A 26,056-nucleotide genomic window follows, 5' to 3' on the forward strand; every position below is an offset into this window, starting at 1 on the left:
AGGTTGAAACCACAATTTTGTCGGGTGGAAAACGAGTGGTGTCGGAGAGAACTACAAGCCGCTGAAGTGAAAAAAGAATATTGGTAGCGGCGTGTGGACTCGAACCACAGACCTAGGGATTATGAGACCCTCGCTCTACCACCTGAGCTACGCCGCCACACTGCAAGATCCACCGCGAAGTGGGCAGAAAATATTAAGGCGTGACGTCTGTGTTTGTCAAACGTTAACCATGTCCCTGAGAAGGTCACTTGAGACCGTCGGAGGGTATAGATTCAAGCCTATAGATCAGAATCCAAGTGTGCAAATCAGAAAGCGCGAAGGCGAGTGGAAGCACAGAGGGAGCACATGGGGGAGAGGAGGATAGCAGGAAATAGTTTTGGGGATCTGGACTGAATCTGTCGCCCCGTCGGGGCTCAAGCCACGTTTTCCTTGCTTACCCCACCCTCGCCCCGCAAAGAGCGCGGGGCTCAGGTGGGGCCACAATCTGACGCCCTCCGGGCTTTGGATCTACTTGGCGGACTTTGTAGTTTGCTTTGGCCTGCACTAAGTCCGGAGACGCCAATTGATTCTCTTCTGGGGCTGACTTTAACCCCAGCCCTTCCGTCGGGCGTGGTAGGGGCGGCGTGTCGTGCGCCGTTGCGAAGAGGCACCTTTCACCAGGTCGGCGACCAGGAATTGAATCTTGTGGGAGTCCGCGTCCACGCGATCGACAAGCACACTGATGCGGTCGCCGATGCGGAAGGATTTCTTGGAACGATCGCCCACCAGAGACTGCATGCTTTCGCGGTACACATAGAAATCATCAATCAATGATCCCACTGGAACAAACCCTTCGATGAACAGATCCAGGAGTTCCACGTAGAACCCATTCTTGTTGACGCTGATGATCAATCCCGGGAGCTCCTCCCCGACCCGTTCCTGCATGAACTTCGCCTTCTTCCACTCCATCAACTCGCGCTCCGCTCCGTCGGCCCTGCGTTCCGCGTCGCTGGACTCGGATCCGATGGTGGCAAGCTGCTCGTTCGAGTAGGGCGAACCTCTTCTTGGGAGACGCGTTTTGACGCTGCCGGCCGTCGAGGGCTGTTCCACGGAACCGGGCCGACGTGCACTCCGCACCCGCTCCCGAATCGCGCCGGATTCATTCTGGTCGGGGCCGATGAGTGATTTCAAGATGCGATGGACAATCAAGTCCGGATACCGGCGGATGGGGGAGGTGAAATGCGTATAGCACCCCGAAGCCAGCCCAAAATGCCCCAGGTTGAGCTCGCTGTAACGCGCTTGTTTGAGGGATCGCAACATGAGATAGGAGAGGATCCGCTCCTCCGGCTTCCCGACCACCCGTTCCGCGAGTTTCTGATAATGAGCCGGGGTCACGACGAGATCGGTGGGCTGCAGCCAGAGGTTGGACCTGGCAAATCCAGCGGCCGTGGAGCGTCGAACCTCTGACCCTGGACTCCGCCCCCGTCTCTCCCTTCCCCTCGCCTCCTTCTCCACTGGCAGCTTCTTGACCACCAGGTCAATCCCCAGCGAGTATCCGAAGCTCCGCGCGATCATCTCGAATTCGGCGACTTTGGCGGGGTCGGGCGCCTCATGAACTCGATAAAGCGACGGGATTTCACGTTCAAAGAGTGCTCGCGCCACGGTTTCGTTGGCGATCAGCATGAACTCTTCGATGAGGCGGTGGGCGATGTTGCGCTCGCTGCGGACCACGCCGGTCATAATCCCGTTTTCGTCGAAGGTAATGACGGGCTCGGGCAGATCGAAGTCGATCGAACCCCGCGCGTCACGCATGCGGTTCAAGATCACTGCCAATTCCTGCATCCGGTGGAAGGTCTCCACCAGCGGGGCGTAGCGCGCCATGACCGCTTTGTCGCCATCTACCAGGATCTTCGCCACGTTGGTGTAAGTCATCCGTTCCACGCTTCGGATAACCCCCTGGGCGAAGCGATGATCCTGCACCCGGCCCTGGGAATCAATTTCCATAATGCAGGATTGCACCAGTCGATCCACCTTCGGATTCAAGCTGCAAATTCCGTTGGAAAGCTCTTCGGGGAGCATGGGAACGGCCCGGTCGGGGAAGTAGACGGAGGTTCCACGCAGTGAGGCTTCCAGATCGAACTCCGAACCCGGGGTCACGTAGTGCGCGACGTCGGCTATATGGACCTGCAACTCAAAACTCCCGTTCTCGAGGCGCCGGACGTAAACCGCGTCGTCAAAATCCTTGGCGGTTTCACCGTCAATCGTGACAATAGGTTGGGACCGAAAATCCTCACGTCCCCCGATTTCCTCAGTGCTCACCTCCTGGGGAACCGCGTGTGCTGCCTCCATGACTTCCTCAGGAAAACGATGCGGAAGGTGATGCTTCCGGATCATGATTTCCACGTCGATGCCGAATTCCCCGGGCTTGCCGAGGACCTCCGTGACCCGTCCCCGGGGCGATTCCAAAGGGGTGGGAAAGCTGGTGATTTCGACATCGACGATGTCACCCTCCGTAGCCCGGCCTTCTTCACCTGATTCGATTATCACCTGGTGGAGAAACTTCTCGTCCAAGGGGAGCACGACGGCGGTTGATCCCCGACGTCTGAATTGTCCGACCATGGAGGAGAACCTTCTTTGCAGGACCTTGACGATGTGGCCTTCCGCCCGCCCGTCCCTCTTGATGGCATCGATCTCGACCTCCACCTGGTCTCCATTCAGGCCGCCACGCATCTGCAAAGGGGGGATAAAGATATCTCCTTTAATGGGGATAGTGCTTCCCGCAAGAGCGCGCGGGGGAGCGGGGCGAGTGGCGTGGGCCCTGGGTTTCGATGTGACTTGATCAGGAGCTGGGGAAGAATTCGGGCTCGTTCCTTTTTTCAGCGCCAATCCTTCGACTTCGACGAATCCGTACCCGTCACGGTGCGTGATGAGCCGGCCAGCCAGCCGGTTTCTGGAAGTGGCGGGTTCGGTGTGAGTTCTTCCGTCCCTTGAGGGGGCTCTTGAACTGCTGCCCGCAGCATTCTTGGATCCCCTTTCAGCCTGTGGGAGCCGAAAGCGCCCACCCCGAAGCTTCTCAAGCTCGCCTTCCCGCACCATTCGATCCAGGCATTCTCTCAGGTGGCGACGATCGCCCGGCTTGAGACGAAGCACTCGGGAGAGATGTTTGATCTTCATATGCGGCTCCCGGGACTCGTGGAAGGCCTCCAGGATTTTTTCTTTGGTGGCGGTCATGGTTAGGGTCAAAGTGGTCCTAATTCCGGTCACCATGGTAACACCGGGGGCGCACGGATTTTTGATTTTCTTGCAGAGAGGACGGCAGCACTTGTGCACAACGAGAATGAGGAGCCGTGGTAGCCGGGATGAATTGCTTTTTGATTCATCCCGGGATCGCGGTTTCCAAAACTTGATTGCCACACAATTCTTTTTTATGAAACAGTGCATCGCAGACTTGCAATACACAATCCTTCAGATCATCAAAAAACCAGAAGTGGCACGGAGAACCAATGGCGCCTTCCGGAGGTCCCAGCGAGCTGGCGAAGCCTGAAATCAAGCAGTTCGCGGCATTTTTCCTTGCCAATCCGGGGGTATCAAAGTAGAATTCGACCGGCTTGGGCTCCCTTTCGAGGATTAGCTCCATAATTGAGGTGTGTCGGCGGTCGGACAACCCCTGAGGGAGAAACCTAATCAGATTGGATTCACCGGAGGATTAATGCCGGGATTCAATACTGTGGACGATGTTTGAGGTGAATGAATGTACAGTGATGGCGTACTTCCTGAACAAACAGGTCCCCGGGGGCGACTGGGTTCCATGCGTGGTTCCGCTCTCCTTTCCGGTTTAGCGAACGTCGCTTGGAAGACCTTTCAGGCGTTCAACCGGATGTTTCCTGAAGGAGAGCAGATTTCACCGAAATGGGCGCCGGGAAAATTATTAAAAAGTTATGAACGCACCGCCCCAACGCTGGGTGTTCCGAGGCAGACCGATTCACTCTGTCCGAAATGCGTGAAGGAAGTGCGCGACGCGGTGATGACCGGGCAAAAGGATTTGTCCGAGTTCTACGGCAAGCATTCCGGCGAAATCAAGGCGGACATTGTTGAAGTGGAGGGCAAGGTCCTGATGCGGAAGACCTGCCCGAAGCATGGGGATATTGAAGACATCCTTTCGACCGATGTGGAGTGGACCAAGCGCATTGAATCGCTCTTCTTCGGCCGCGACTTCCGCTGTAGCGATGACACTGATGTTCATAAGCATGGAACTTCCACGATCAAATTCGGGCGAGGGGCCGTCCTCACGGTCGATCTGACCAACCGATGCAACATGATGTGCAATCCCTGCTTCATGGATGCCAACCAGGTAGGTTATGTCCACGAACCCGATTGGGAGGACGTCAAAGGGATTCTGGATCGCGCGGTGTCTTTTAAACCCAAACGGCAGTCCATCATCTTATTCTCCGGCGGCGAACCCACCGTTGCCTCGACGTTCCTGAAGGCAGTGGCTTATGCCAAGGAAGTTGGATTTTATCGCATCCTGGCGGCCACGAATGGGATTCGTTTCGCTCAGGATCCGGAATTCACGCGCCAGGCGCACGAAGCGGGGTTGCATGGGGCTTATCTGCAGTTCGACGGGGTGGGTGAAGATGTGAACGCCCACCGCGGCGTGGGCAACCTGTTCGATGTCAAGCTCCAAGCCATCGAGAATATGGCCAAGGTCGGCATGAAGACCACCCTGGTGACCACGATCCTGAATGGGGTCAATAATCATCGGATCGGGAAGATCGTGGAGTTTGCCTTGCAGAATATCGATAAGGTCCAGACCATTGCATTTCAACCCGTCTCTTTCACCGGCCGCGATGAAGACATCGACGACCGGCGACGCAAGGCGCAGCGCTACACGCTTTCTGAGATGTGCGATGACTTGAAGGTACAGCTGGGACCCGATCTTCAGCCGATGCGCGATTGGTTCCCCCTCTCTTCTTATTCTGCGTTCACGTCCGTGATGGACATGCTGGCCGGTGCCGATGCGCCGTGGGGTTGGAGTGCGTGCAATTGTCATCCCAATTGCGGCATCTTCACGCTCATCATGGTGAATCGCGCGACCGGGGAATGGTGCCCCATCTACAAGTTCTTCAACTACGAACAGTTCATCAAGGATGTCGCGGTCATCACCGATAGCGCGCGGGGGAAAACCCTCACTACGGCGCAGTTGGCGATGGCCATCATGCGGAATTATGATGCCAAACAGGCCCCCCGGAATTTTCCCATCGGCCAGTTGGTTTCACTCTTTAAACCCGCCTCTGAAACCGCCAACAGCGACCGCAACGACCGCATGAAGACGCGTTCGGAGAAGGACGAATGGCGCGTGTTGTGCGTGGAGGGGATGTGGTTCCAGGATCTCTTCACCTACGATTTCCGCCGGACCGAAATGTGTGTCATCCCCTATGGAACCCAGGAAGGCGAGATCTCCTTCTGCGCGTACAACACCGGAGTCGGCTGGCGTCAGCTCATCGAAAGCATGCGTATGACGGCGACCACGGCAGAGTGGTATAAAAATTTCGGACGCCACAAGGTTTATGCGGCGGGGAAGCCAGTCGAGTTGCCGACGACGGAACACCACCTCAGCCTGCCGGTGTTCAGCGAATCGACGGGATCACCGGGCCCGTCCCCGGATGTCCGCCTGGAAGACCTTGACTTCGGCGGCGGCGCCATGCACGGTGGGGCGGCGCGCCCTCATGAACCGTCGAAGGAGGAGCAGTTCCTCTCAACTGGCAAGTAATGTGCCGACTCTCCACTCAGCACGCTCAAGAGCCCAATCCGTTTTCCGCGGATTGGGCTTTTTGGCGATGGATGCAGTCCTCTCACGGACCAACCCGTCCAATGCATGAAGAAGCTTGATGAGGTCCAGCCCAGGGAAACCCGGAGAGCGGTTCTTGCGCTTCTTGGTGGCTGGAATCCTTCATGGTATATTTACCCGCCTCGGCTTCCGGCCCGGCCGCCACTTTAGGAATTCGAACCCATTCGACTGCGCTCCCGTCTTCCTGATGCCGCACTAACATCGTGGAATTAATACAGACGTTGGAAATGGCGTTACGTCGGGTAATTGGGGAATCCTCGTGGTAGGGGCGCATAGCTATGCGCCCCTACGTTGATCATGCGCGATTTTGAAGCGTTCTCAAAGGCGTTTGTATTAGAAATCATCAAATTATCGATTTTGGAGAAATCAAATGAATTATTTCTTGAACGAGCAACAACAGACCATCAAGGAACTCTGCCACAAGATCGGCGTTGAAAAAATCAAGCCGGTGCGGGCGGAGTACGATGAGAGTGGAAAATTCCCCTGGGACATTGTCAAGGTGCTGGGAGAAACCGACATCTGCGGTGTGTACATCCCTGAGGCCTTTGGCGGTTTGGGTGGCGGCATCATGGAAATGGTCATCGCCACCGAAGAGTTGTCCCGCTTTTGCGGCGGTATTGCACTCGCCTTTGCGGCGACCGGCCTGGGGACATTTCCCATCCTGCTTTTCGGGACCGAAGAGCAGAAGAAGAAGTATCTGCCCGACATTGCTTCCGGGAAGAAACTGGCGGCCTTTGCCTTGACCGAATCGAGCGCGGGAAGTGACGCGGGAGCCATTCGAGCCACTGCAACGAGGGACGGCGATCACTATAAATTGAATGGAACGAAGCAGTGGATCACCAACGGCGGAGAAGCGGAGACTTACACGGTGATTGCGTTGACCGACAAGTCGAAGGGCGCCCGCGGGGCCACCGCCTTTGTTGTGGAAAAGGGGACCGACGGCTTCTCCTTCGGAAAGAAGGAAAACAAGATGGGGATCCGTGCCTCGGCAACGCGGGAGCTGGTTTTCGAGGACTGCAAGGTCCATAAAAGCCAGATGCTCGGGCGCGAGGGGATGGGTTTCATCGTGGCCATGAAGACCTTCGATATTACCCGTCCCGGCGTGGCTTCCCAGGCGGTGGGAATTGCCCAGGGCGCTTTGGACGAGGCGCTTTGCTATTCGCGCGAACGGCATCAGTTCGGCAAGCCCATCTCGTCGTTCCAGGCCATCCAGTTCATGCTGGCCGATATGGCCATGAAGATTGAAGCCGCCCGCGCCCTGGTGTATTGCACCGCGCGCATGATCGATGCGGGCGAGACGAAGGTCTCCAAGGAGAGCGCCATGTGCAAGACACTGGCCTCCGATGTCGCCATGGAGGTCACCACGAATGCGGTTCAGATCCTCGGCGGCTATGGTTACATGAAGGACTACCCCGTGGAAAAGATGATGCGCGATGCGAAGATCACTCAGATCTACGAAGGCACCAACCAGATCCAGCGTCTGGTCATCGCCAGTAACTTGATCAAAGAGGCCGCCGCCGGGCTGGCATAGGATTGTTTTCTGGATGAACCGGATTCAGATTTCAGTTTGCATGGGCGCGCATGGGCGGAACAGGAGTTCGTGCGAAAGCGCTGCCGTTTCCTGTGTTGATGAATCAGGCACGATAGAGGCCGGCCTCAGTGGTTCGCCGCAACCCTGGATCCCGCCGCTGAGGCCTTGGCCTTTATTCCGAATTCCGCAAGCCGCAATTCCGAAATGAGCCGCCTCCTTGTCGGTCTGGGTGAGATTCTCTGGGACCTCCTTCCATCAGGCATGCAATTGGGCGGGGCCCCCGCCAATTTCGCTTTCCATGCCCGGGCCCTCGGAGCTGATGCGGTCGTGGCGTCAAGCGTGGGCGCCGATGAACCGGGACGCGGAATCCTCGATCACCTTGACTCCCTGGGCTTGAATCACGACTACATCATCACCGATCCAGTTCACCCGACGGGGGCCGTGTGGGTTAACATCGATCGGAACGGGAATCCTGCTTACGTCATCCATGAGCATGTTGCCTGGGACTTTCTCCCGCTGACCCGGCAATGGCTGGGGTTGGCCGGCAGGGCGGACGCCATCTGCTTCGGATCGCTGGCCCAACGCTCTGAGGTCTCCCGGACGACGATCCGGGCATTGCTTGAGAAGACCTCGCCCAACGCCTTGCGCATCTTCGATGTGAATTTGCGGGCTCCGTTCTTCACCCGCGAGGTCATCGAGACCTCGCTTCAACTCGCCACGGTGCTCAAGGTGAGCCGCGATGAACTGCCCGTTGTGGCCCGGCTCCTTTCGATGTCTGAACATGGACCCATTTTATTGAACACGATCATGCAGCGCTATAATCTCCGGCTGATCGCTCTCACCCGAGGCGGGGAGGGGAGTGTTCTTTATTCAGGGGGACGGAGCTCGGACCATCCTGGTTATCGCGTTGAAGTCATCGACTCCGTGGGAGCCGGAGACGCCTTTACGGCCGCCCTGGCACTGGGAATGTTGAAAGGATATGATTTGGACCGGATCAATGACTCTGCAAATCGGGTGGCCTCCTTTGTCTGCTCGCAGGCGGGAGCCACGCCCGCGCTCCCAGAGGAATGTACAGCGCTTTTTTGAGGAATTGCTCCCGGTCGTTTCACTGCAATGAATCACTCCGAGATCTTAAGGAAGCTCAAATCGATGTTCAATCCCGAGGCGATTGCCGCAATGGCGCGCTTTGGGATTCACGAGACGAAGGCCTACGGCGTTTCGACCCCAGTTCTTCGGAGACTCGCCCGGGAGATTGGCCTTCTGTTTGTCTTCTGGGCCTGCATTATCACGGCCACGCTCTTTGGCGTCGCTCCGGGCCTGGATCGATCCACAGGCAGAGCGACTCGCCGCATGATGGCGGTAACCTTCGACGATCTTCCTGTAGCCACCACCACCTGGACCGATACAGCGGCCCAGACGAAAATCACCTCAAATCTTGTTCGAACGGTAGTTGCAAACAAGATCCCTGCGATTGGCTTCGTCATCGAAAAGAAGCTCTTCCAGGACGAAAAGCGGGACGAGGGGCGCGTGGCCCTGCTCCAAATATGGCTCGACGCCGGGCTGGAATTGGGAAACCACACTTATTCTCATGCGGACTTGCATCAGACCCCGTTGGTTGACTATGAGCAGGACATTCTCCGTGGAAGCGTTGTGACGAGTGGGTTGATGCAGAAGAAAGGAATGAACCTTCGCTATTTTCGTCACCCGTTTCTCCACACGGGAAGAAGCCTCGAAATCCGCCTGGACCTGGATGCCTTCCTGACTTCTCATGGCTACCGTGTCGCCCCTGTTACCATTGATAACTCCGACTGGATATTTGCCCGCGCCTATGACCGCGCGGTCTTTGAGGATGACAAGGGGCTGACTCGGCGCATCGTTCAAGCATACATTCCTTACATGGAGCGGAAATTCGATTATTTCGAGAGGCAATCCGTCGCCTTGTTCGGAGCTGAAATCAGGCAGGTGCTCCTGCTGCATGCCAATCGGCTCAATGCCGACCACTTCGAGGACTTGGTCAGGATGATGAGAAAGCGCGGATATGGGTTTATTACCCTGGACGAGGCTCTCCAGGACAAGGCTTACCGGTCTGTGGATACCTTCACGGGGCGAGGGGGAATCTCGTGGCTGCACCGTTGGGCGATCTCTCAAGGAAAGAATGGGCCCTTTTTCGCGGGAGAACCATTGACCCCGGAATTCGTAATGAAGGAGGCAGGAGTCAAGGCGGAGTAGGGGGCGTTTGGGGAGGGTCAGGAGGCCGGACGCCAGAATTCAGACCCGCGAAGCCGGAGGCCGGACGCAGGAAGCCAGAAACAAGAAGATTCTGCTGGTCTGCATGGTTCTGGCTCTCCGGTCGCCTCCTCCCGGCTTCCATCTCTTCTCCGGCTTCAGGCGTCCGGCTTCTGACTTCGTTATCCAGACCGGACTTTCTTCGACCGAATCAAAGCTTAGAAAAGGGTCAAGAATGAAGCGAGGCGTCGACTACATCGGTGTTGGCGTGGGGGCCATTCTTGTGGATGGCGACGGGCGGCTTTTCCTTGCGCGCCGCGGTCCTCGGGCCAAAAACGAGCGAGGTCTCTGGGAATTTCCCGGAGGATCAGTTGAGTTCGGAGAACAGCTCGCCGCGGCGCTCCAGCGGGAGATGCGCGAGGAATACGGGATCGAGATCTCGGTCGGTGACCTCCTCGACGTGGTTGACCATATCCTTCCCGAAGAAGGTCAGCATTGGGTGTCTCCAACCTATATTTGCAGGATCACTTCCGGGACTCCCGAAATCCTCGAGCCTGACAAATGCGCCGAAATCGGTTGGTTTCACCTCCATGAGATTCCGGCCCAGTTGACGCAGGTCACGCGGATTAATTTCGAGCACTACCGACAGCGCCTCGATTCAGCAGCGCTTTCCAGAAAGACAGATCACGATCGGTCACACCCCACGGTACGTAGTTAAGGCGGGCGACGATGACTTGGGTGGCTCACGGCGGCGGATAGGTTGGTGTAAATAGGGCCGTTTCCGGGTGAGACCCAGAGAACGGATGTTCTAGATTTTGGTGTCAGTCATGGTTCCTGACTGGGCGCCGAGGGAATGAAGATGAGACTCCCCAGGACAATGCGCGCGATGGTGTTGAAGGCCCAAGGGCAACCCCTGCGGCTGATGGAAGTCCCGGTGCCGCACCCGGCCTCCGGGCAGGTTCTGGTTCGAATCCGCGCGTGTGCCCTGTGCCGCACCGATCTTCACATCTTGGACGGAGATCTCACCGCACCCAAACTGCCCCTGATCCCGGGTCATCAGATTGTAGGAACAGTGGTTGATGTGGGGAGTCATGTCGCACAATTTGCACTCGGAGAACGGGTTGGAATTCCCTGGCTGGGGTACACCGATGGAACGTGCCGTTACTGTAGCCGGGGGCAGGAAAACCTGTGCGACCACCCGCTATTCACGGGATACACCATTGACGGCGGATACGCCGAATACACCGTTGCCGATCAACGCTATTGTTTTCGTCTCCCGGCGCTGTATGGAAATGCTGAAGCCGCTCCGCTGTTGTGTGCCGGACTGATTGGCTATCGCACCTACCGGTTGGCGGGGGAGCACGTCGAGCGCTTGGGGATTTACGGATTTGGCGCAGCCGCTCATATTATTGCCCAAATCGCAGTTCACGAAGGGAAACGCGTTTATGCTTTCTCGAGACCGGGCGACGTCAAGGCGCAGGAATTTGCGCGCAGCCTGGGTGCCGTATGGGCAGGGGATTCAACCCAAACACCGCCCGAGGCGCTGGATGCCGCTCTTATCTTTGCACCGGTTGGGCCGTTGGTCGTGACGGCCCTGCGAGCCACCGCCAAGGGTGGGACCATTGTCAGTGGCGGAATTCACATGAGCGACATCCCTTCGTTTCCCTATCGGCTGCTGTGGGAGGAACGAACGATTCGCTCGGTCGCGAACCTGACGAGGCAGGACGGGGAAGGGCTGCTGGACATCGCCCCCAAAGTCCCGGTAAGAACGGAGGTTCGGTTGTTTCCATTGGAGCAGGTCAACGAAGCGTTGTCATGCTTGCGCGAAGGACAGATCCAGGGTGCCGCCGTCCTGAACATTTCAGAGGAGTGAATGACAAGGCCCTTGTCCGCCTCCCGCCTACTTTATGTCTCGGCGACGGCAAATACGTTTACAGGAGATGTCTCCCTTATCTCCTCAATTCAAAATTGGGCGCCCGCAATTTCACTTCCTACGTTAAACTGTAGCCATGAGGACTGTGAACTTCATTATTTTTCTGGGAATCTTTTTTTCTATTTACGGATTGGTGAATTTCTATATTTTTGTTCGAGGCTGGCAATCCATCCCGCCGGGTTCCACCCTCCGAAGTGCCTATGCGATTGTATTCTGGGTGCTCGCGCTCGCTTTCATCCTTGGACGGACACTGGAAAACATGTGGCCTTCCCCACTCAGCGATCTATTCGTCTGGATGGGTTCATTCTGGATTGCGGCGATGATTTATTTCTTCATCGCCTGTGTGGTGTTTGACCTCCTGCGGCTCGTCCACCACTTCCGCCCTTTTTTCCCGCCTCCGGTGATGGCCTATTACACACAATCAAAGTATGTCGCCGCGGCGGGGACCATCGGCCTGGTGGCCCTCCTGCTTTTGGCGGGACACATCAACGCCTTGATCCCGAGGGTCAAAACACTTGAGCTCACCATTCCCAAGAAGGTGGAGGGCATGAAGAGTGTCAACATCGTGGCGGCCTCCGATATCCATCTGGGAACGATTGTGGGCCGGCAACGCTTCGACCAGGTTGTGGAGAAGATCAACAGTCTCGCTCCTGATATCGTCCTGCTGGCGGGCGACATCGTGGATGAGGACCTGGCCCCTGTCATCAAGCAAAACCTCGGGGAGGCGCTCCGGAACATCAAGCCCCGGTACGGGGTGTATGCGATCACGGGGAATCACGAATACTTCGGAGGGGTCGAGGCTGCCTGCACTTACCTCGAGGAACACAATGTCGTGATGTTGCGGGACCGGGCGGTGAAAGTGAATGGGACTTTCTTCCTCGTGGGCAGGGAGGACCGTTCCTACAACCACCGCATGGGCAGACAGCGGAAAACCCTGAAGGAATTGATGGCCGGGGTGGACCGCCAGTTCCCCGTGATCCTGATGGATCATCAGCCCTTCCGCCTGAACGAGGCCGTGGATCAGGGTGTTGATTTGCAGATTTCCGGACACACACACCACGGGCAATTGTGGCCTGTGAATTACATTATCCAAGCCCTTTTTGAACTGGGATGGGGCTACCGGAAGATCGGGAACACTCATGTCTATGTTTCCAGTGGACTCGGCACCTGGGGGCCTCCCGTTCGAATTGGCAACCGCCCTGAGATTGTCAATATTCGATTGCATTTCCAATAGTGGGTTTCCACAAAGAGACCCGAAGATCTCCCTGACGTCCCTGAACCGGATGAATCCGAACCAAGCCACCTTTTGATGGGTTCTATTCATGAGTGTTCAATTGTGAACAGACAGGACAGTGTATTCAGATGCTATTATGGTGTCGTCCAGAATGACTCGAGAGGTGAAATTTATCACTTGCTCAGTTTTTGTTTGAACTCTTTTCCGTTAAAGCGCATGATGTCCTCTTTTTTCTGGAGGCAATCCCCATCTTAAAACTCAGAGGTCGTCAGTGAACGATACTACTATGGTTGCGGCCGCCGCGCGCCGCATTAACCTGTTTCTTATCAAGCCTTCGAATTATGATGACGATGGATACGTTGTCACGCATTTTCGTGGGGTTCTGCCTTCCAACACGCTGAGCTGTCTGGCGGCACTTACCGAGGACGTCCTCAAGAGAAAGACGCTTGGAGAAGGGCTCGATATACGGGTGCATCTCCTTGATGAGACCGTCCAAAAAATCCCCGTCAAGAAAATCTGCCGCACGGCCAGGCGTTCCAAATCACAGACGATCGTGTGCCTGGTGGGTGTGCAATCCAATCAATTCCCGCGTGCGTCCGATCTGGCGCGCCAGTTTCGGGCTGGGAATTGCACGGTCCTGATTGGCGGGTTTCACGTCAGCGGATACCTCGCCATGCTGCCCCAGATTCCACCTGAAATTCAGGGACTGATGGATGCCGGGGTTTCCATTGTCAAGGGTGAAGTGGAGGAGACCTGGGCGGGGATCTTGAAGGATGCCCTCGAAGGGAAGCTGAAGCCGCTCTACGATTTTGTCGACGACAAACCGGATCTCTACGACAAACCCATCCCGCTGATCGACACAAGGCTGCTGAAGCGGTTCATGGCCTCGAATTTTGGAACTATTGATTGCGGGCGTGGCTGTCCGTTCAATTGCAGCTTCTGCACCATTATCAACGTCCAGGGTCGCAAGATGCGCGTTCGCTCGGCCGAGTGTATTGCCACCGCCATCCGTGAAAACTGGCACCGCAGCAAGGTGGATTTTTATTTCTTTACCGACGACAATTTTGCCCGCAATCTCCAATGGGAAAAAATCTTTGATGCCTTGATCGACTTACGTGAGAAAGAAAACATCGACCTCCGCTTCATGATGCAGGTAGACGTGCTCTCTTACAAGATCAAGAACTTCGTTGAGAAAGCGCGCCGGGCGGGTTGTACGCAGGTGTTTATCGGCATGGAATCGATCAACCCCGAAAGCCTGAAAGATGCCGCCAAGGCGCAAAATCAGGCCGCTGATTATGGCAATTTGATCCAGGCATGGCACGACGTTGAAATTGCCACGCATGTCGGCTACATCCTGGGATTTCCGCACGATTCGCCGGAGTCCGTGCGGCAGGACCTGCAACGGCTGATGCATGAAATCAAGGTGGAGCAGGCGTCATTTTTCCTCCTCACCCCCCTGCCGGGATCGCGCGATCACCTGGAGATGACCCAGCGCGGCGAATACATGGACAGCGACTACAACAAGTTTGATTCCATCCACGAGACCATGCAGTATCCCCATTTTCCCGCGCCGGGCTCGCTCAAGGCGATGTATTTTGAAGCCTGGGAGACTTTTTACAGCTTTGAAAACATGAAGCGCATCTTGTCACGCTCGTCACCAAGGAACTACTGGAATATTCTTCGCAACTTCATCTGGTACAAAAATGCGGCCCTGATTGAACGGCGTCATCCCATGATGGGCGGATTTTTCCGGCGCAAAAGCCGCCAGACAATTCGTCCCGGTTATCCGGTCCCTTCCCGGTGGGCTTTTTACAAGATGCGGGTGCGTGAGATCCGCGCTTATCTGACGGCCATGGTCAAATTGATTCTGGAGATGGAGGAATTGTGGCTCCAGACCCGTGTCCGCAGCGAATCGGAACAGCGCGTCGTCGAGGAGCTGAGCCGTTTGCGGGCCTCGGCTCGCCGTCGCCTGAGCCTGGCTGAAATCCAGCTGGCCCACGCCCGGGCTCGGATTCACGTGCCCACGATCCGGGTCCCTTCAAAGGTCACGCTGTACTGGCAGAACTGGCATCTCTGGATGGCCAGCCGCAAGGTGTACACACGGGCGGATATTGATGAATGCTGGCAGTCGGTGGTGCAGAATATTCGGCAGAGACGAATTCTCCGGATCTCACCGTTCCGGGTTCTCACCAACATGTGGCTTGATTTTCAAGTCACCTTGATGTTCGCCTTCGCCATTCTCAGGGCGCGGGAAGAGTAAGTTCGTAGTAACGACTTCAGTCGTTATCACGCAACTCAATGAGTCCCGGAAACGACTGAAGTCGTCACTACAGAGCCCGCCATCCTCGGAGACGACTAAGGTCGTTACTACGTGGCACGCCACTCCCGGAAACGACTGAAGTCGTTACTACAAACCCAATTACCCTCGAATCGGGAGTAGTAACGACTTCAGTCGTTATCACGCAACTCAATGAGTTCCGGAAACGACTGAAGTCGTCACTACAAAGCCCGCCATCCTCGGAGACGACTAAGGTCGTTACTACGTGGCACGCCACTCCCGGAAACGACTAAAGTCGTTACTACAAAGCCAATTACCCTCGAATCGGGAGTAGTAACGACTTCAGTCGTTATCACGCAACTCAATGAGTTCCGGAAACGACTGAAGTCGTCACTACAGAGCCCGCCATCCTCGGAGACCACTAAAGTCGTTACTACGTGGCACGCCACTCCCGGAAACGACTGAAGTCGTCACTACAAACCCAATTACCCTCGAATCGGGATGGGCCGCCGGTTGTCATCCACGCACACGTAAGTGACTTCAGCCTCGGTCACTCTCACCTTTTCGTGCTTCTTCCGGTATCGTTCCGCAAACACTTCCACCTTCACAGTCACCGAAGTTCTTCCGACGCGCAGCGTCCGCGCATAAAAACTCACCACGTCGCCCACGAAGACCGGCTCATGGAAAACGACCTCCTTCATGGCGACCGTGACAAAGCGCTGGGGGGCGTGCTTATGGGCCTCAATTCCCCCGGCGATGTCCAGGTAGCTCAGGATCACGCCCCCGAAGATCGTCCCATTGGGATTGGTATCCCGGGGCATCAGACTGACTCGGATGGCGAGATCATCCTCACTTGAGGGCGAACCTCCAGCCGATTTGGGCCTGCCTTGATCCTGATCCATGGATTTGTTATCCACGGGAGTCTCCATTGACCTTGAACCGAACTATCGCACCCTGACCAACAACTCGTAGTAGGAGCCGCGGGTGCTGGTCCCATTCGTACTTCCGTGTTCGATAATGTAAGTCCCTGTAGTCGGGACGACAAACCGGACAAAGGGGTCTCTCAGTCCGGTGGAAAAGTCATCATTCTCGGCCAGGGTCGCCCCCGAAGAGTTCTTGATCTCTATGACGTCATCGAGCGGGGAGCCAATCAAATCCGCAACCGCGAGGACATACAGAGTTTGCCCTGCCTGCAGGCTCATTGAGAAGTTATCTGCATCGGCACTTCCATTCGGGGCAATCATGGTGCCGATGATTCTCGCCGGCAGGGTGATGGGCTGGGCAGAGCCGACGGAGTCGTTCTCCTCGCGGTCATAGAAGATATTGTATCCAAGGGTTGAATCGGGGTTGACGCCGACGGTCGAAAAAGTGTCTCCCGCAGGGCCGGAAACATCGCGCAACGCCACGATGGTGACGTTGACATTGCTCGAGAACCGGACCGTGCCGTGAAACAGCGCGGGGAAGGTTGTGTCCGGAAAGATTTGATTCAGAAACAAGGCCGTCTGATGGTTGGAGCTTACACTGAAGAGCTTCTGGTTGATCTGGGCGCCCGTGCGGTTGAATAAGGTCGCCGTAATGTCCGTGTCGGCGCCGCTGAAATTGGCGATGGCAATGCCCGTGTTGGTGTTGGTCCCTGTCTCTGGAAAGTTGGTGGCGACGTCGGCGTCAAAGGAAAAAAGCGTCGCTCCCGTGCTGGGGAGAACCCCGGCTTCCGCGGTGACGATGATTGGAAGGCGACTGGTGTTCAGGACGTCAAAGACCTCGGAGACCTCGAGGGGAGCAGTTGAGGTAATTTTGCACCATCCCACGGTAAGCGGCGCGACCGCCCCCGTAAAGAAATGTGCCGTCTCACCCGCTTGAAGAGTGAAGGTCGTGGACGAGAGAGTGCCCGCCGCATCGGCTCGGTCAAAACTTCGAAAGTCAACAACAAAGGGGGTTCCATTTGACTTCGTAAAGGTCATGGTGATCGTGTTGGGGGTGCCGAGCGCGTTGTTCAGGAAGAACTGGCTGGCGAAGGCTGTGCCTCCGCTGACGCCGTCGGCGACCTGGGGAAAGAAGTAGACGGACCCTTGCGCCCACAGACACGATCCCCAGACTGCCAACACAAGAAACACCCCAATACCGATTTTCGAGGTACGTTTGACAAACATGGTGTACTCCTTTGAGAGACGCTGCGGCCTTGCCGGCGTGGCGTCAGTGGATTGATTAATTGTGAAGAGTATGAGGGGCAGAGGACTCGAGAGAAAGTTCCAGTGGCGGCGGAAATCGGACCAAGAGCTCAGAAAGAACAATCTTCAAATCGCTTTTGACCGAGGGAATCCCCCCTCCGAGCGGCTCCTCCCCAGGGGGACCAACAAGTCCTCCGGGGTGAAAACCGTGTTGAGGCCAGAGCTTAACGCATCTTGGGGGATCGTATCAATCTATTTGACAGTTTGAAGGAAGGAACATCAAGTGAATTTCGATCAAGAGGAGGGCAGGGGTTCTCGGTAGACAGGAATGGGGCGGGAATCTGCGGGTTCAATTCAGCTGATTCATCTTGTTCCGAACCGCCTCCGCATATTTGGAATTCGGCAGAATCGCCAGGTATTTTTCAAAGGCACTTTTTGCTTCAGCCTTGCGTTCCAGCCTGAAGTAGGTGTCGCCCAGATTGGCGTAGGCGATGGCGCGTCGAGGGTCCAGAGCGATGGCCTTTTCGAACCAACTGGCGGCTTCCTTGAATTGTTCCAGTTTGTAATACATGTACCCCACATTGTTGGCGGCCAGCGCATTGGAAGGATCCAGTTTGGACGCCGCTATAAACTCCTGGAGGGCGTCCTGGTATTTCTTTTCCTTGAAGAGGGCCATCCCGCGGTCGTTGTGAGATTTTGAATTCTCCGAAGGAGAAGAAGCGCGCGAGACATTGCGCCCTCCGTTGAGCTTGGCCAGGGTCAATTGGGCGGCGACGAGGTCTTTTTTCAACTGCCGGTTTCGCGAACTCTTGTCGGCAATCTCCTTGCGAACGCGATCGAGTTCCGAGTTGATTCGAATGGACTCCTCGTCCAGCTGGGTGGAGAGCTCGCTCAGGAATTCATTCTCATGCTTGATCTCAAATACCACCTCACCGCCCTCGCTCCCCGGCAGATTTCCAAAGGCGGGTGTCTGATGGGATAGCGACGAGACGATCGGTCCGACATAGCCCGCCAGTTCGGAAGCGGTAATAAACCCGTCCCCATTCAAATCCGCGCGTCCCTCGAGGCCCTGCATGAGCGTCCAGGTGAATACCGAATGGCCGTTGGGGCCATTGTCGGCCACCTGCTGGTCGGCACCCCCCGCAGTCAACATCTGGCGGGCGAGGCGACGCCCCATTTCCTTGAGGAAGTTCTCGGTCGATACCGGCGCCGCTCCCATTCCCCGCGTGAGCGCGAGACCGCTGTAACAGGAATCCATGACGAAAAAAATGTGCTTCGCCGGAATTGCTTCGGAGATATCCTGAAAATTGGTCATCGAAATGGATTGGCCCTGGTAGCTCCGGACGTCGGCCTCCACAGGGACGATATAACCGAGGTCGCGCCCATTCGGTAATTTCCGCGTGATTCCGTGTCCCGCAAAGAACACGACGACCCGGTCGTCGTGTTTCACTTTGTCCGGGTTCGCCAGGGTATCGCCGAGAACGGAAAGGATTCGCTCCCGAGTCGCGTCTCCATTCAGCAGCGTCACGATGTTTTCCGGTTTGAACCGGTACTTCCGGATCAGGATTTCCTGGATCCCGTTGGCGTCATTGACGGCATACCGGAGCTTGGGCCAGTTCCGGTACTCATCGATCCCGATGATCACGGCCCAGCTTTCCCGGTAAAGGTTGGGCGCAGGAACCGTTTCCTGTTCGGCATTCCTCTCGGCCAAAGCGGCGGCATCTTCCACGAAGCCGGTTCCATTCCAGGAAAGGAATCGATAGCCTTCTTTCTTTAGCGTTTCCAGGACATCGGGAAGCGCTTCGAGGGTACGCCCGTGAATGTCATGAAACAAAATGATGCCTCGTCCTTCCGCATCCACCTGGCGGATGACCCGATTGGCAATCGATTTCGGGATGGGATCGGCCCAATCCTTCGAATCGATGTTCCACAACACTTCTTTCATTTTTCGGGATTCCACTGCAGCCAGGACCTTGTCGGTCTCGGCGCCATAGGGCGGCCGAAAGAGGGTTGGGGAGGTGTGTGTAACATCCTGGAGCAGGCGGCTCGTGGACTCGATCTCCTCGGCGACTTCCTTGTCGCTCAATTTGGAGAGCATGGCATGGGAGTACGTGTGGTTGGCCAGGGAGGATCCGGACTCCAGGACGTGTCGGCTGGCTGTGGCCGCCCGGGTCTGCTGAATCGAGTGATTGGGACGAATGGTGCCCAGGTTGCGACCCACTTCAAAGAAAACGGAATGGACACGGTACTTCTTCAGGATGTCGAGGACCTGGTCGGTATACCGGGGGTGCGGGCCGTCATCAAACGTCAGGACGAGGGTCTTGGGAGGAAGACTGCGGCCGAAGACCTCCAGTTTGCTGTCGCGCTTCATGGGGCCGCGCTGTCGAGATTCTGTAATCGAGCGTGTGGCCTCGTCGTATTCGGCCAGGATCGCATCGCGGCTGAAACGCGTCTTCAAGAAAGCGACGTATCTTCCCCAGGCCTCGCGGCGCACTGCGAGACCGCGGGTTTCAAAACGCGCGAATATCTTCTCGAGCTCCTTGTCATACAGCGATTGGATTTCCCGGAGGCCCTGGAGGTCCCCCTCGACCCGGGCTTGAAGCTTTTCCCTGGCCGCTGGCTGGGTCTTGCTCTCGCGCAGAGCCTGGTCCACATCCTCCAGGACATCACGAAAAACCAGCTTGTCGGCGTCGTGGAGCTCCGCATTGGATTCCAGTTGATCGAGGAACTTCCCGCAGGCGGGAGGTTGGACAGCGAACTGAGAGGCATCCGCCTGCCGAATTTCTTCAGTCAGTTGATCAGAGAGCCTGGAGAGGCGCTCATGGTTTTCCTGGAAAACAATCTTACCGACGACGGAGACCCGAGCCTGCTGCGCCTCATCGACCGCGGACTCGTCCTCCACCAGGACGATCAGTTTGCGATAGGCTGTCACCATGTCGGACAGGTCCTTCTGGAAGGCGTCGACCGCCGCGACCTCGGCCTTAGGTTTTTGGGGCGCCACGGGATGGGGCGACTTGGACCTCCACACCCACACTCCAATGACAATGAGGATTAGGGCGAGACTTGCGGAAATGATGATAATTTTCTTCGGGGTCAACATGTGTTCGGGTGACAGTGTTTTGCTGCAGTCATCCTTTGGATTAGGTTATCACTGGCCGTCAAAAAACTCTACTAAAAGCTCCTCGGGCGAGAGTTGTCGTCTCAAATTCGTTTGACCCGCCGAAACTGAAAGATTACCCTTCTCAGACGCGGCCGCTGCTGGAGGGCGAAGTGATGGGTCAGGGGGCAGCAGCCGTGCGGATTCCTGAGTCGATCTGCTCGGGGTGTTCACATCCCAGCGATTCTACCGGCAAAATCGGATCAACTCGTTCGCAAACGACGGGGAGATCGATCTCAAAGACCTGCGAGAGTGACACGATGAACGAGGATGATCAATCCCGGCCCGTGGAAGGTCGACGTATTGGCCCTTACCGGGTGGTGCGTGAGATCGGGCGCGGGGGGATGGGGGCCGTTTATCTCGCCGCCCGTGCGGATGAACAATTTGAACAGCGGGTGGCCATCAAGTTGATCAAGCGGGGGATGGACACCGACGACATCATCCGCCGCTTCCGAAACGAGCGGCAGATCCTGGCCAACCTCCGGCATCCCCACATCGCCACTCTCCTTGACGGGGGAATCACAGAAGAGGGCCTGCCCTACTTCGCCATGGATTATGTCGAGGGGGCCCCGATCGATCAATACTGCGATCAACACAAGCTTTCCATTCGGAATCGACTCAACCTCTTCCGGATGATCTGCTCTGCCGTCCAGTTTGCGCACCAGAACCTGATCGTGCACCGCGACATCAAACCCGGCAACATCATAGTCACCCCGGAGGGGGTTCCAGTCCTGCTCGATTTTGGCATCGCCAAATTGCTGGACGCGGAGCATTCGCAGGAGACCATGCCCGGGCAGAGACCGATGACGCCGGAGTGCGCCAGTCCGGAACAGGTGCGCGGCGAGCCGATCACCACGGCCAGCGACATCTATTCCCTGGGCATCCTGCTGTACAAGTTGCTCACCGGCCACCAGCCGTACCGCTTCGCCAGCGGGCTTCCCCAGGAAATCATTCATGTCATCTGTACCCAGGATCCGGAGAAACCCAGCACGGCGATCAGCCGCACCGTGCAGGTGCCCGGCGTCAGCGCGGATGCTCCCGTCACCCTGACCCCCGAGGTGGTGAGCAAGAACCGCGACGACGAGCCGGAAAAGCTCCGCCGCCTCCTCTCAGGGGATCTGGATACCATCGTCCTCAAGGCGATGCAAAAGGATCCGCGGCGGCGATACGAATCCGTCGACCAGTTTTCCGAAGACATCCGACGGTTCCTGGAAGGCCTCCCGGTGATCGCGCAGAGCGATACGGCGGCTTATCGCGCCGCCAAGTTCATCCGTAGGCACAAAGTGGGCGTGACGGGCGCGGCGCTGATTGCGGTGGCGCTTGTGGGGGGAATGGTGGCAACAAGCTGGGAGGCCCACATTGCCGAGAGGGAACGGGCTCGGGCCGTGAAACGCTTTGAGCAGGTCCGCCAGCTTGCCAATTCCTTCATGTTCGAGATCCATGACGCCATCGCCGATCTTCCGGGATCCACTCCGGCCCGTAACCTGCTCGTCAAAAGAGCTATGGAGTATCTCGACAGCCTGTCCCGAGAGGCGGGCGAGGATCCCGCATTACAAAGTGAACTGGCCACGGCCTACCAGAAGATGGCTGATGTCCAGGGAAATCCTTTTTACGCCAACCTGGGCGACTCCGCGGGTGCCCTCTCGAGTTATCGCAAGGCGCTGGCGATTCGAGAACGGCTCGCTACGGCCGATCCCAAGAATGCAAAATTCCACCGCGATCTGGCGACCACTTATGATTCGGTGGGAGACATGCTGTGGGCAACCGGCGAGCTGGCCGGGGCGCTGGACCACTACCGCAAGTCACTGGAAGTCCGCAAGGCGTTGCTCAAGGATTCGACTGAAGCCGAGGCGAGCCACGACTTGGCTTTGAGTTACGAGAGGATTGGCGACACACTGGCCAAGAAGGGGGATTTCAACGCCGCGCTGGAGAGTCACCGGGACGCCCTGGCGATCCGGGAGGCACTCTCAAATCAAGATCCCCAGAATGCGAAGGCGCGCCGTGAGGTTTCGATCAGCTACGGGAAGGTGGGAGACATGCTCGCCCTTACGGGCAATCCCACCGTGGCTCTGGATAATCATCGCAAGGCGCTTGCGCTCCGTGAAGAATTGGCGGCCCGGGATCCGGGCAATTCCCGGGCGCGACGTGAATTGGCACTGGGGTACATTAATGTCGGAGAGTTGCTCTCGGAAACGGGGGACTGGAATGGCGCCCTGGAGAATTATCGAAAGGCGATGAAAATTCGTGAAGATCTGGCCTCGGCCGACCCCACCAATGTCCAGGCGAGCCGTGATCTGGCCATCATTTATGGCACCATCGGGGAAGCGCTTTCAGCGACGGGAGACAAGAGAGGTGCCGTGGATCACGGTTTGAAATCCCTGGAGATCTTCAAAACGATGTCGGCGCGCGATCCGACCAACCGCGGGGCTCGCGAAGATCTTGCCATCTGTTATGGCAGCCTGGCTGAAATCATGGAAGGGATCAGCGATGCAGAGGGCGCCCTGCGGAATTACCGCAATGCCGTGTCGATCCTCGAACCGCTCGTCGTCGCGGATCCGATGAATGCGGCCACCGAACGCCGGCTGGGGATTTATTATTCCTATTTGGGTTTGCTTGATGCAAAGCAGGCGGGCGCGCCGTCCATACCGGCGAATAAGAGGGTGGAGCTGTGGCAGCAGGCGCGTGAGTGGTACCAGAAAAGCATGAATGCATTCCGGAACATCCAGAAGCATGGGATCCTTACCGGAGCTGAGCCCCTCAAAGCGGACCAGATGGCCGCGGAGGTCGCCCACTGCGATGAGGCCCTGGCGAAATTGCGGGGCACAGGAAGAACCTCCCGATAGCCCAGCTCGAATCGCGGTGGAAGGGCACAAACGGCCGTGGTTTGTGTTGTGACTTCCGCATAATTGAAGATCCCTTAGCGAGATCTCCGAGCCGGCTTGTTGAAGATTTAGAAGCAAGATATCCGCCTCCGAGGGTGCCATCCCATGATCCCATCTGTGCAGAGTCCCAGGCCCGGAGGGTTGGGCAGAGTTTAGCCCCGTCTGAGCCCCGCGCTTTTTTCTTATGCGGGGCGAGGGCGGGGTAAGAGTTGGAAAATGATTTGAGCCCCGGAGGGGTGAAAGAACACGCTGCAAGTCCGGCGGCCATGCTAATTGCCGTTTGCAGACACTCGGTCCATTCCTTCTGCGTGGACCCCACGAGAAAGAGGGGGTTACCTTGAAGCGTTATCTTTTCGTTCTGATGTTGTTTGCTGCCACCACTGCCGTCGCGGCAGCTACTCAGGGGTACGTTGTCTTCTTAAAGGATTCAGAGGTCTATTCCGTCAGGACGGATGGCAGCGATCTTCGCCAACTCACCTCGGACGAGAATCCCAAAGATCTTCCACGTTGGTCGCCGGATGGCAAGCCTATCGCTTTTATGAGCCATCCCAGGCGGGATCCGGAAAGGGCCTTTGCGCATTTCATAGTGGTCACGAAACAGGCGGAACTGGACGATCTCAAAGAAATGGTCCTTCGGCTGGGGGGCGAGGGTCGCGATGCCTGGGACGTCTGGTCAGAACAATGATGAAGACAGGGATCGCATCTCCACTATCCACTCAACTGCACTTTGGCGCCAGAGAATTCCCGGAGGTAAGGCATTGGACGCCGATGGGCGCGGATGAATGCGGGGCAAAGGGGGATTCGCCGCAGATTTACTGCTCCGTTTTGCGCTTGGGGCGCTGGTGGTACTGGAGGATTTTCTTGCGGAGGCGGATTGAAGCGGGGGTGATTTCAACCAGTTCGTCTTCATTAATGAACTCAAGCGCCTGCTCCAATGACAGGTCGCGGAACGGGACCAGGCGGATCGCTTCGTCTGAGGTCGACGCGCGCATGTTAGTGAGCTTCTTTTCTTTCGTGACATTCACATCGAGATCCGCATCCCGCGAGTTTTCGCCGATGATCATTCCTTCATAGACCGGGGTCCCGGGCTTGACGAACAGTTCTCCGCGCTCCTGCAGGTTATAAAGGGCGTAGCTGGTGGTAGCACCCCCGCGGTCGGCTATCAGTGCCCCTGTCATCCGGTTGGTAATTTCACCCTGCCACTCTCCCCAGCGTAGAAACAGGGTGTTGAGAAGACCGGTCCCCTTGGTTTGGGTGAGAAACTCGGAACGAAATCCGATCAGCCCGCGCGATGGCGTTTCAAACTCCAGACGAACCCGTCCCCCGCCATGATTGATCATCTTCATCATCTGTCCTTTTCGTCGTCCAAGGGCCTCGGTCACGACCCCGATAAAAGTATCCGGACAGTCAATCACCACGAGCTCGATCGGCTCCAATTTTTTTGCGTCGGCGAACCTGGTAATCACTTCGGGCTTTGAGACCTGCATCTCATAACCTTCACGGCGCATCATTTCAATCAGGATGGCGAGTTGGAGTTCCCCCCGGCCTGAAACTTTCAAGCTGTCAACTACCTCGGTATCTTCCACCCGAATTGCCACATTCCCCAGAACCTCCTTTTCGAGCCGGTCCCGCAAATGTCGCGAGGTCACGTAAGTGCCGTCACGGCCGGCGAAGGGGGCCGTGTTGGCCGAAAAGATCATGGAGAGGGTGGGTTCGTCAACCGTGATCGGCGGCAAGGGAACGGGATCTTCGGCATCGGCGATGGTCTCGCCGATAAAGATGCCCTCAATGCCCGCAAGCGCCACAATCTCCCCGGCGCTTGCCTCCTGAGTCATCTTGTGTTTGAGTCCTTCAAATGTATAAAGCTGGGTGATTTTTGTTTTTTCAATGGATCCATCCAGCTTGCAGATAGAAACGTTGTCGCCGACCGCTACTTTTCCGGAAAAGATCCGGCCAATTCCAATGCGCCCGACGTAGTCGTTGTAGTCCAGCGTGGTGATCAGAACCTGGAGCTTGTTGTGCAGCCTTGGCCGCGGCGCCGGGATCGTCTCAAGGATTTGTTCAAACAGGGGGCGCAGATCCTCGGAATCGTCCGTCAAATGGCGCTTGGCGATCCCATCGCGGCTGATGGCATAGAGAATTGGGAATTCGATCTGCCCTTCGCTTGCATCGAGATCAATGAAAAGATCATAGAGTTCATTGACCACCTCCTGGGGCCTGGCGTCGGAGCGATCAATCTTATTGATGACCCCGATCACGGGCAGCTTTTCCTCCAGGGCCTTGCTAAGCACAAAGCGAGTCTGAGGGAGAGGCCCTTCCGAGGCATCCACCAGGAGCATGACCCCGTCCACCATTTTCAGCACACGCTCCACCTCGCCGCCGAAATCCGAATGACCCGGTGTGTCGACAATGTTGATTTTGATGCCCTTGTAAAAAATGGCCGTGTTCTTTGCCATGATGGTGATGCCGCGTTCACGCTCCAGATCGAGACTGTCCATCACGCGTTCGACGAGGCGCTCATTATCACGGAAGGTCCCGCTTTGCCTGAGCATGGCGTCAACGAGCGTGGTTTTGCCATGATCAACATGGGCGATGATGGCGATGTTGCGTATATCTTCTCTGGCGTCCTGTTCTTTCAAAAGTCACTTCTCCAGTTCGGGGTTTGGTTTCACACACAGAATCCCGCGAGGACCGCAAACTGACAACCTTATCCTGTCGATCAGAGAACTGTCAAGGAGCACTGGATCGAAGTGCGCTGGTCAGTTTCCGGAGAACCGGCTCTACATTCCCCTTTGAAGGGGGTGATCCACTATCATTCTC

At 56.7% G+C, this 26,056-nt stretch carries 16 protein-coding genes and 1 tRNA gene; 10 read left to right on the top strand and 7 right to left on the bottom strand.

Annotated elements, in window-relative coordinates:
- Nucleotides 1–81: 81 nt before the first annotated feature.
- The 3 genes from LAO21_08400 to LAO21_08410 all read right to left on the bottom strand — a co-directional run bounded on the left by LAO21_08400 (nucleotide 82) and on the right by LAO21_08410 (nucleotide 3,616).
- A tRNA-Met gene (locus tag LAO21_08400) sits at nucleotides 82–157 on the bottom strand.
- Nucleotides 158–585: 428 nt separating this feature from the next.
- Nucleotides 586–3,210 carry a VacB/RNase II family 3'-5' exoribonuclease gene (locus LAO21_08405; GenBank protein ID MBZ5552724.1) on the bottom strand — a complete coding sequence of 875 codons (2,625 nt, stop codon included), beginning with the start codon at nucleotides 3,208–3,210 and terminating at the stop codon, nucleotides 586–588.
- Between the two features lie 145 nt (nucleotides 3,211–3,355).
- Entirely contained in the window at nucleotides 3,356–3,616 is a 261-nt protein-coding gene (locus tag LAO21_08410; GenBank protein ID MBZ5552725.1) for a hypothetical protein, read from the bottom strand.
- Nucleotides 3,617–3,787: 171 nt separating this feature from the next.
- Between LAO21_08410 and LAO21_08415 the strand changes: the two genes are divergently transcribed.
- The 8 genes from LAO21_08415 to LAO21_08450 all read left to right on the top strand — a co-directional run bounded on the left by LAO21_08415 (nucleotide 3,788) and on the right by LAO21_08450 (nucleotide 15,011).
- On the top strand, nucleotides 3,788–5,749 hold the full coding sequence (locus LAO21_08415) for a radical SAM protein (protein MBZ5552726.1): 1,962 nt from the start codon (nucleotides 3,788–3,790) through the stop codon (nucleotides 5,747–5,749).
- Between the two features lie 448 nt (nucleotides 5,750–6,197).
- The gene (locus LAO21_08420; protein ID MBZ5552727.1) at nucleotides 6,198–7,358 is read left to right on the top strand and encodes an acyl-CoA dehydrogenase family protein; all 1,161 of its coding nucleotides are present in this window, start codon (nucleotides 6,198–6,200) and stop codon (nucleotides 7,356–7,358) included.
- 204 nt (nucleotides 7,359–7,562) lie between these two features.
- On the top strand, nucleotides 7,563–8,444 hold the full coding sequence (locus LAO21_08425) for a carbohydrate kinase (protein MBZ5552728.1): 882 nt from the start codon (nucleotides 7,563–7,565) through the stop codon (nucleotides 8,442–8,444).
- A 27-nt stretch (nucleotides 8,445–8,471) separates the two neighbouring features.
- Nucleotides 8,472–9,587 carry a polysaccharide deacetylase family protein gene (locus LAO21_08430; GenBank protein MBZ5552729.1) on the top strand — a complete coding sequence of 372 codons (1,116 nt, stop codon included), beginning with the start codon at nucleotides 8,472–8,474 and terminating at the stop codon, nucleotides 9,585–9,587.
- Between the two features lie 232 nt (nucleotides 9,588–9,819).
- Nucleotides 9,820–10,302: an NUDIX domain-containing protein gene (locus tag LAO21_08435; GenBank protein MBZ5552730.1), complete on the top strand. Its 483-nt coding sequence runs from the start codon at nucleotides 9,820–9,822 to the stop codon at nucleotides 10,300–10,302.
- Nucleotides 10,303–10,461: 159 nt separating this feature from the next.
- Complete coding sequence (locus LAO21_08440; GenBank protein ID MBZ5552731.1) at nucleotides 10,462–11,457, top strand: zinc-dependent alcohol dehydrogenase family protein; 996 nt, start codon at nucleotides 10,462–10,464, stop codon at nucleotides 11,455–11,457.
- A 136-nt stretch (nucleotides 11,458–11,593) separates the two neighbouring features.
- On the top strand, nucleotides 11,594–12,751 hold the full coding sequence (locus LAO21_08445) for a metallophosphoesterase (GenBank protein MBZ5552732.1): 1,158 nt from the start codon (nucleotides 11,594–11,596) through the stop codon (nucleotides 12,749–12,751).
- Between the two features lie 271 nt (nucleotides 12,752–13,022).
- Nucleotides 13,023–15,011 carry a radical SAM protein gene (locus LAO21_08450; GenBank protein MBZ5552733.1) on the top strand — a complete coding sequence of 663 codons (1,989 nt, stop codon included), beginning with the start codon at nucleotides 13,023–13,025 and terminating at the stop codon, nucleotides 15,009–15,011.
- A gap of 503 nt (nucleotides 15,012–15,514) precedes the next feature.
- Here LAO21_08450 and LAO21_08455 read toward each other — a convergent pair.
- From LAO21_08455 to LAO21_08465, 3 genes are all read right to left on the bottom strand, one after another.
- Nucleotides 15,515–15,958, bottom strand: a complete 444-nt coding sequence (locus LAO21_08455; GenBank protein ID MBZ5552734.1) for an acyl-CoA thioesterase — start codon at nucleotides 15,956–15,958, stop codon at nucleotides 15,515–15,517.
- 15 nt (nucleotides 15,959–15,973) lie between these two features.
- Nucleotides 15,974–17,179, bottom strand: coding sequence for a hypothetical protein (locus LAO21_08460; GenBank protein ID MBZ5552735.1), 1,206 nt, complete (start codon nucleotides 17,177–17,179; stop codon nucleotides 15,974–15,976).
- 367 nt (nucleotides 17,180–17,546) lie between these two features.
- The gene (locus tag LAO21_08465) at nucleotides 17,547–20,297 is read right to left on the bottom strand and encodes a polysaccharide deacetylase family protein (GenBank protein ID MBZ5552736.1); all 2,751 of its coding nucleotides are present in this window, start codon (nucleotides 20,295–20,297) and stop codon (nucleotides 17,547–17,549) included.
- Nucleotides 20,298–20,614: 317 nt separating this feature from the next.
- Here LAO21_08465 and LAO21_08470 point away from each other — a divergent pair, with 317 nt between their 5' ends.
- Together LAO21_08470 and LAO21_08475 are read left to right on the top strand one after the other, a co-directional pair.
- Nucleotides 20,615–23,197, top strand: coding sequence for a protein kinase (locus LAO21_08470; GenBank protein ID MBZ5552737.1), 2,583 nt, complete (start codon nucleotides 20,615–20,617; stop codon nucleotides 23,195–23,197).
- A gap of 376 nt (nucleotides 23,198–23,573) precedes the next feature.
- Nucleotides 23,574–23,921, top strand: coding sequence for a hypothetical protein (locus LAO21_08475; protein ID MBZ5552738.1), 348 nt, complete (start codon nucleotides 23,574–23,576; stop codon nucleotides 23,919–23,921).
- Nucleotides 23,922–24,048: 127 nt separating this feature from the next.
- On the opposite strand, the gene typA is transcribed toward LAO21_08475, so the two are convergent.
- Nucleotides 24,049–25,875, bottom strand: a complete 1,827-nt coding sequence (gene typA / locus LAO21_08480) for a translational GTPase TypA (protein ID MBZ5552739.1) — start codon at nucleotides 25,873–25,875, stop codon at nucleotides 24,049–24,051.
- Nucleotides 25,876–26,056: the final 181 nt, after the last annotated feature.

Source organism: Terriglobia bacterium (genome assembly GCA_020073085.1).
Taxonomy (GTDB): domain Bacteria; phylum Acidobacteriota; class Terriglobia; order JAIQFV01; family JAIQFV01; genus JAIQFV01.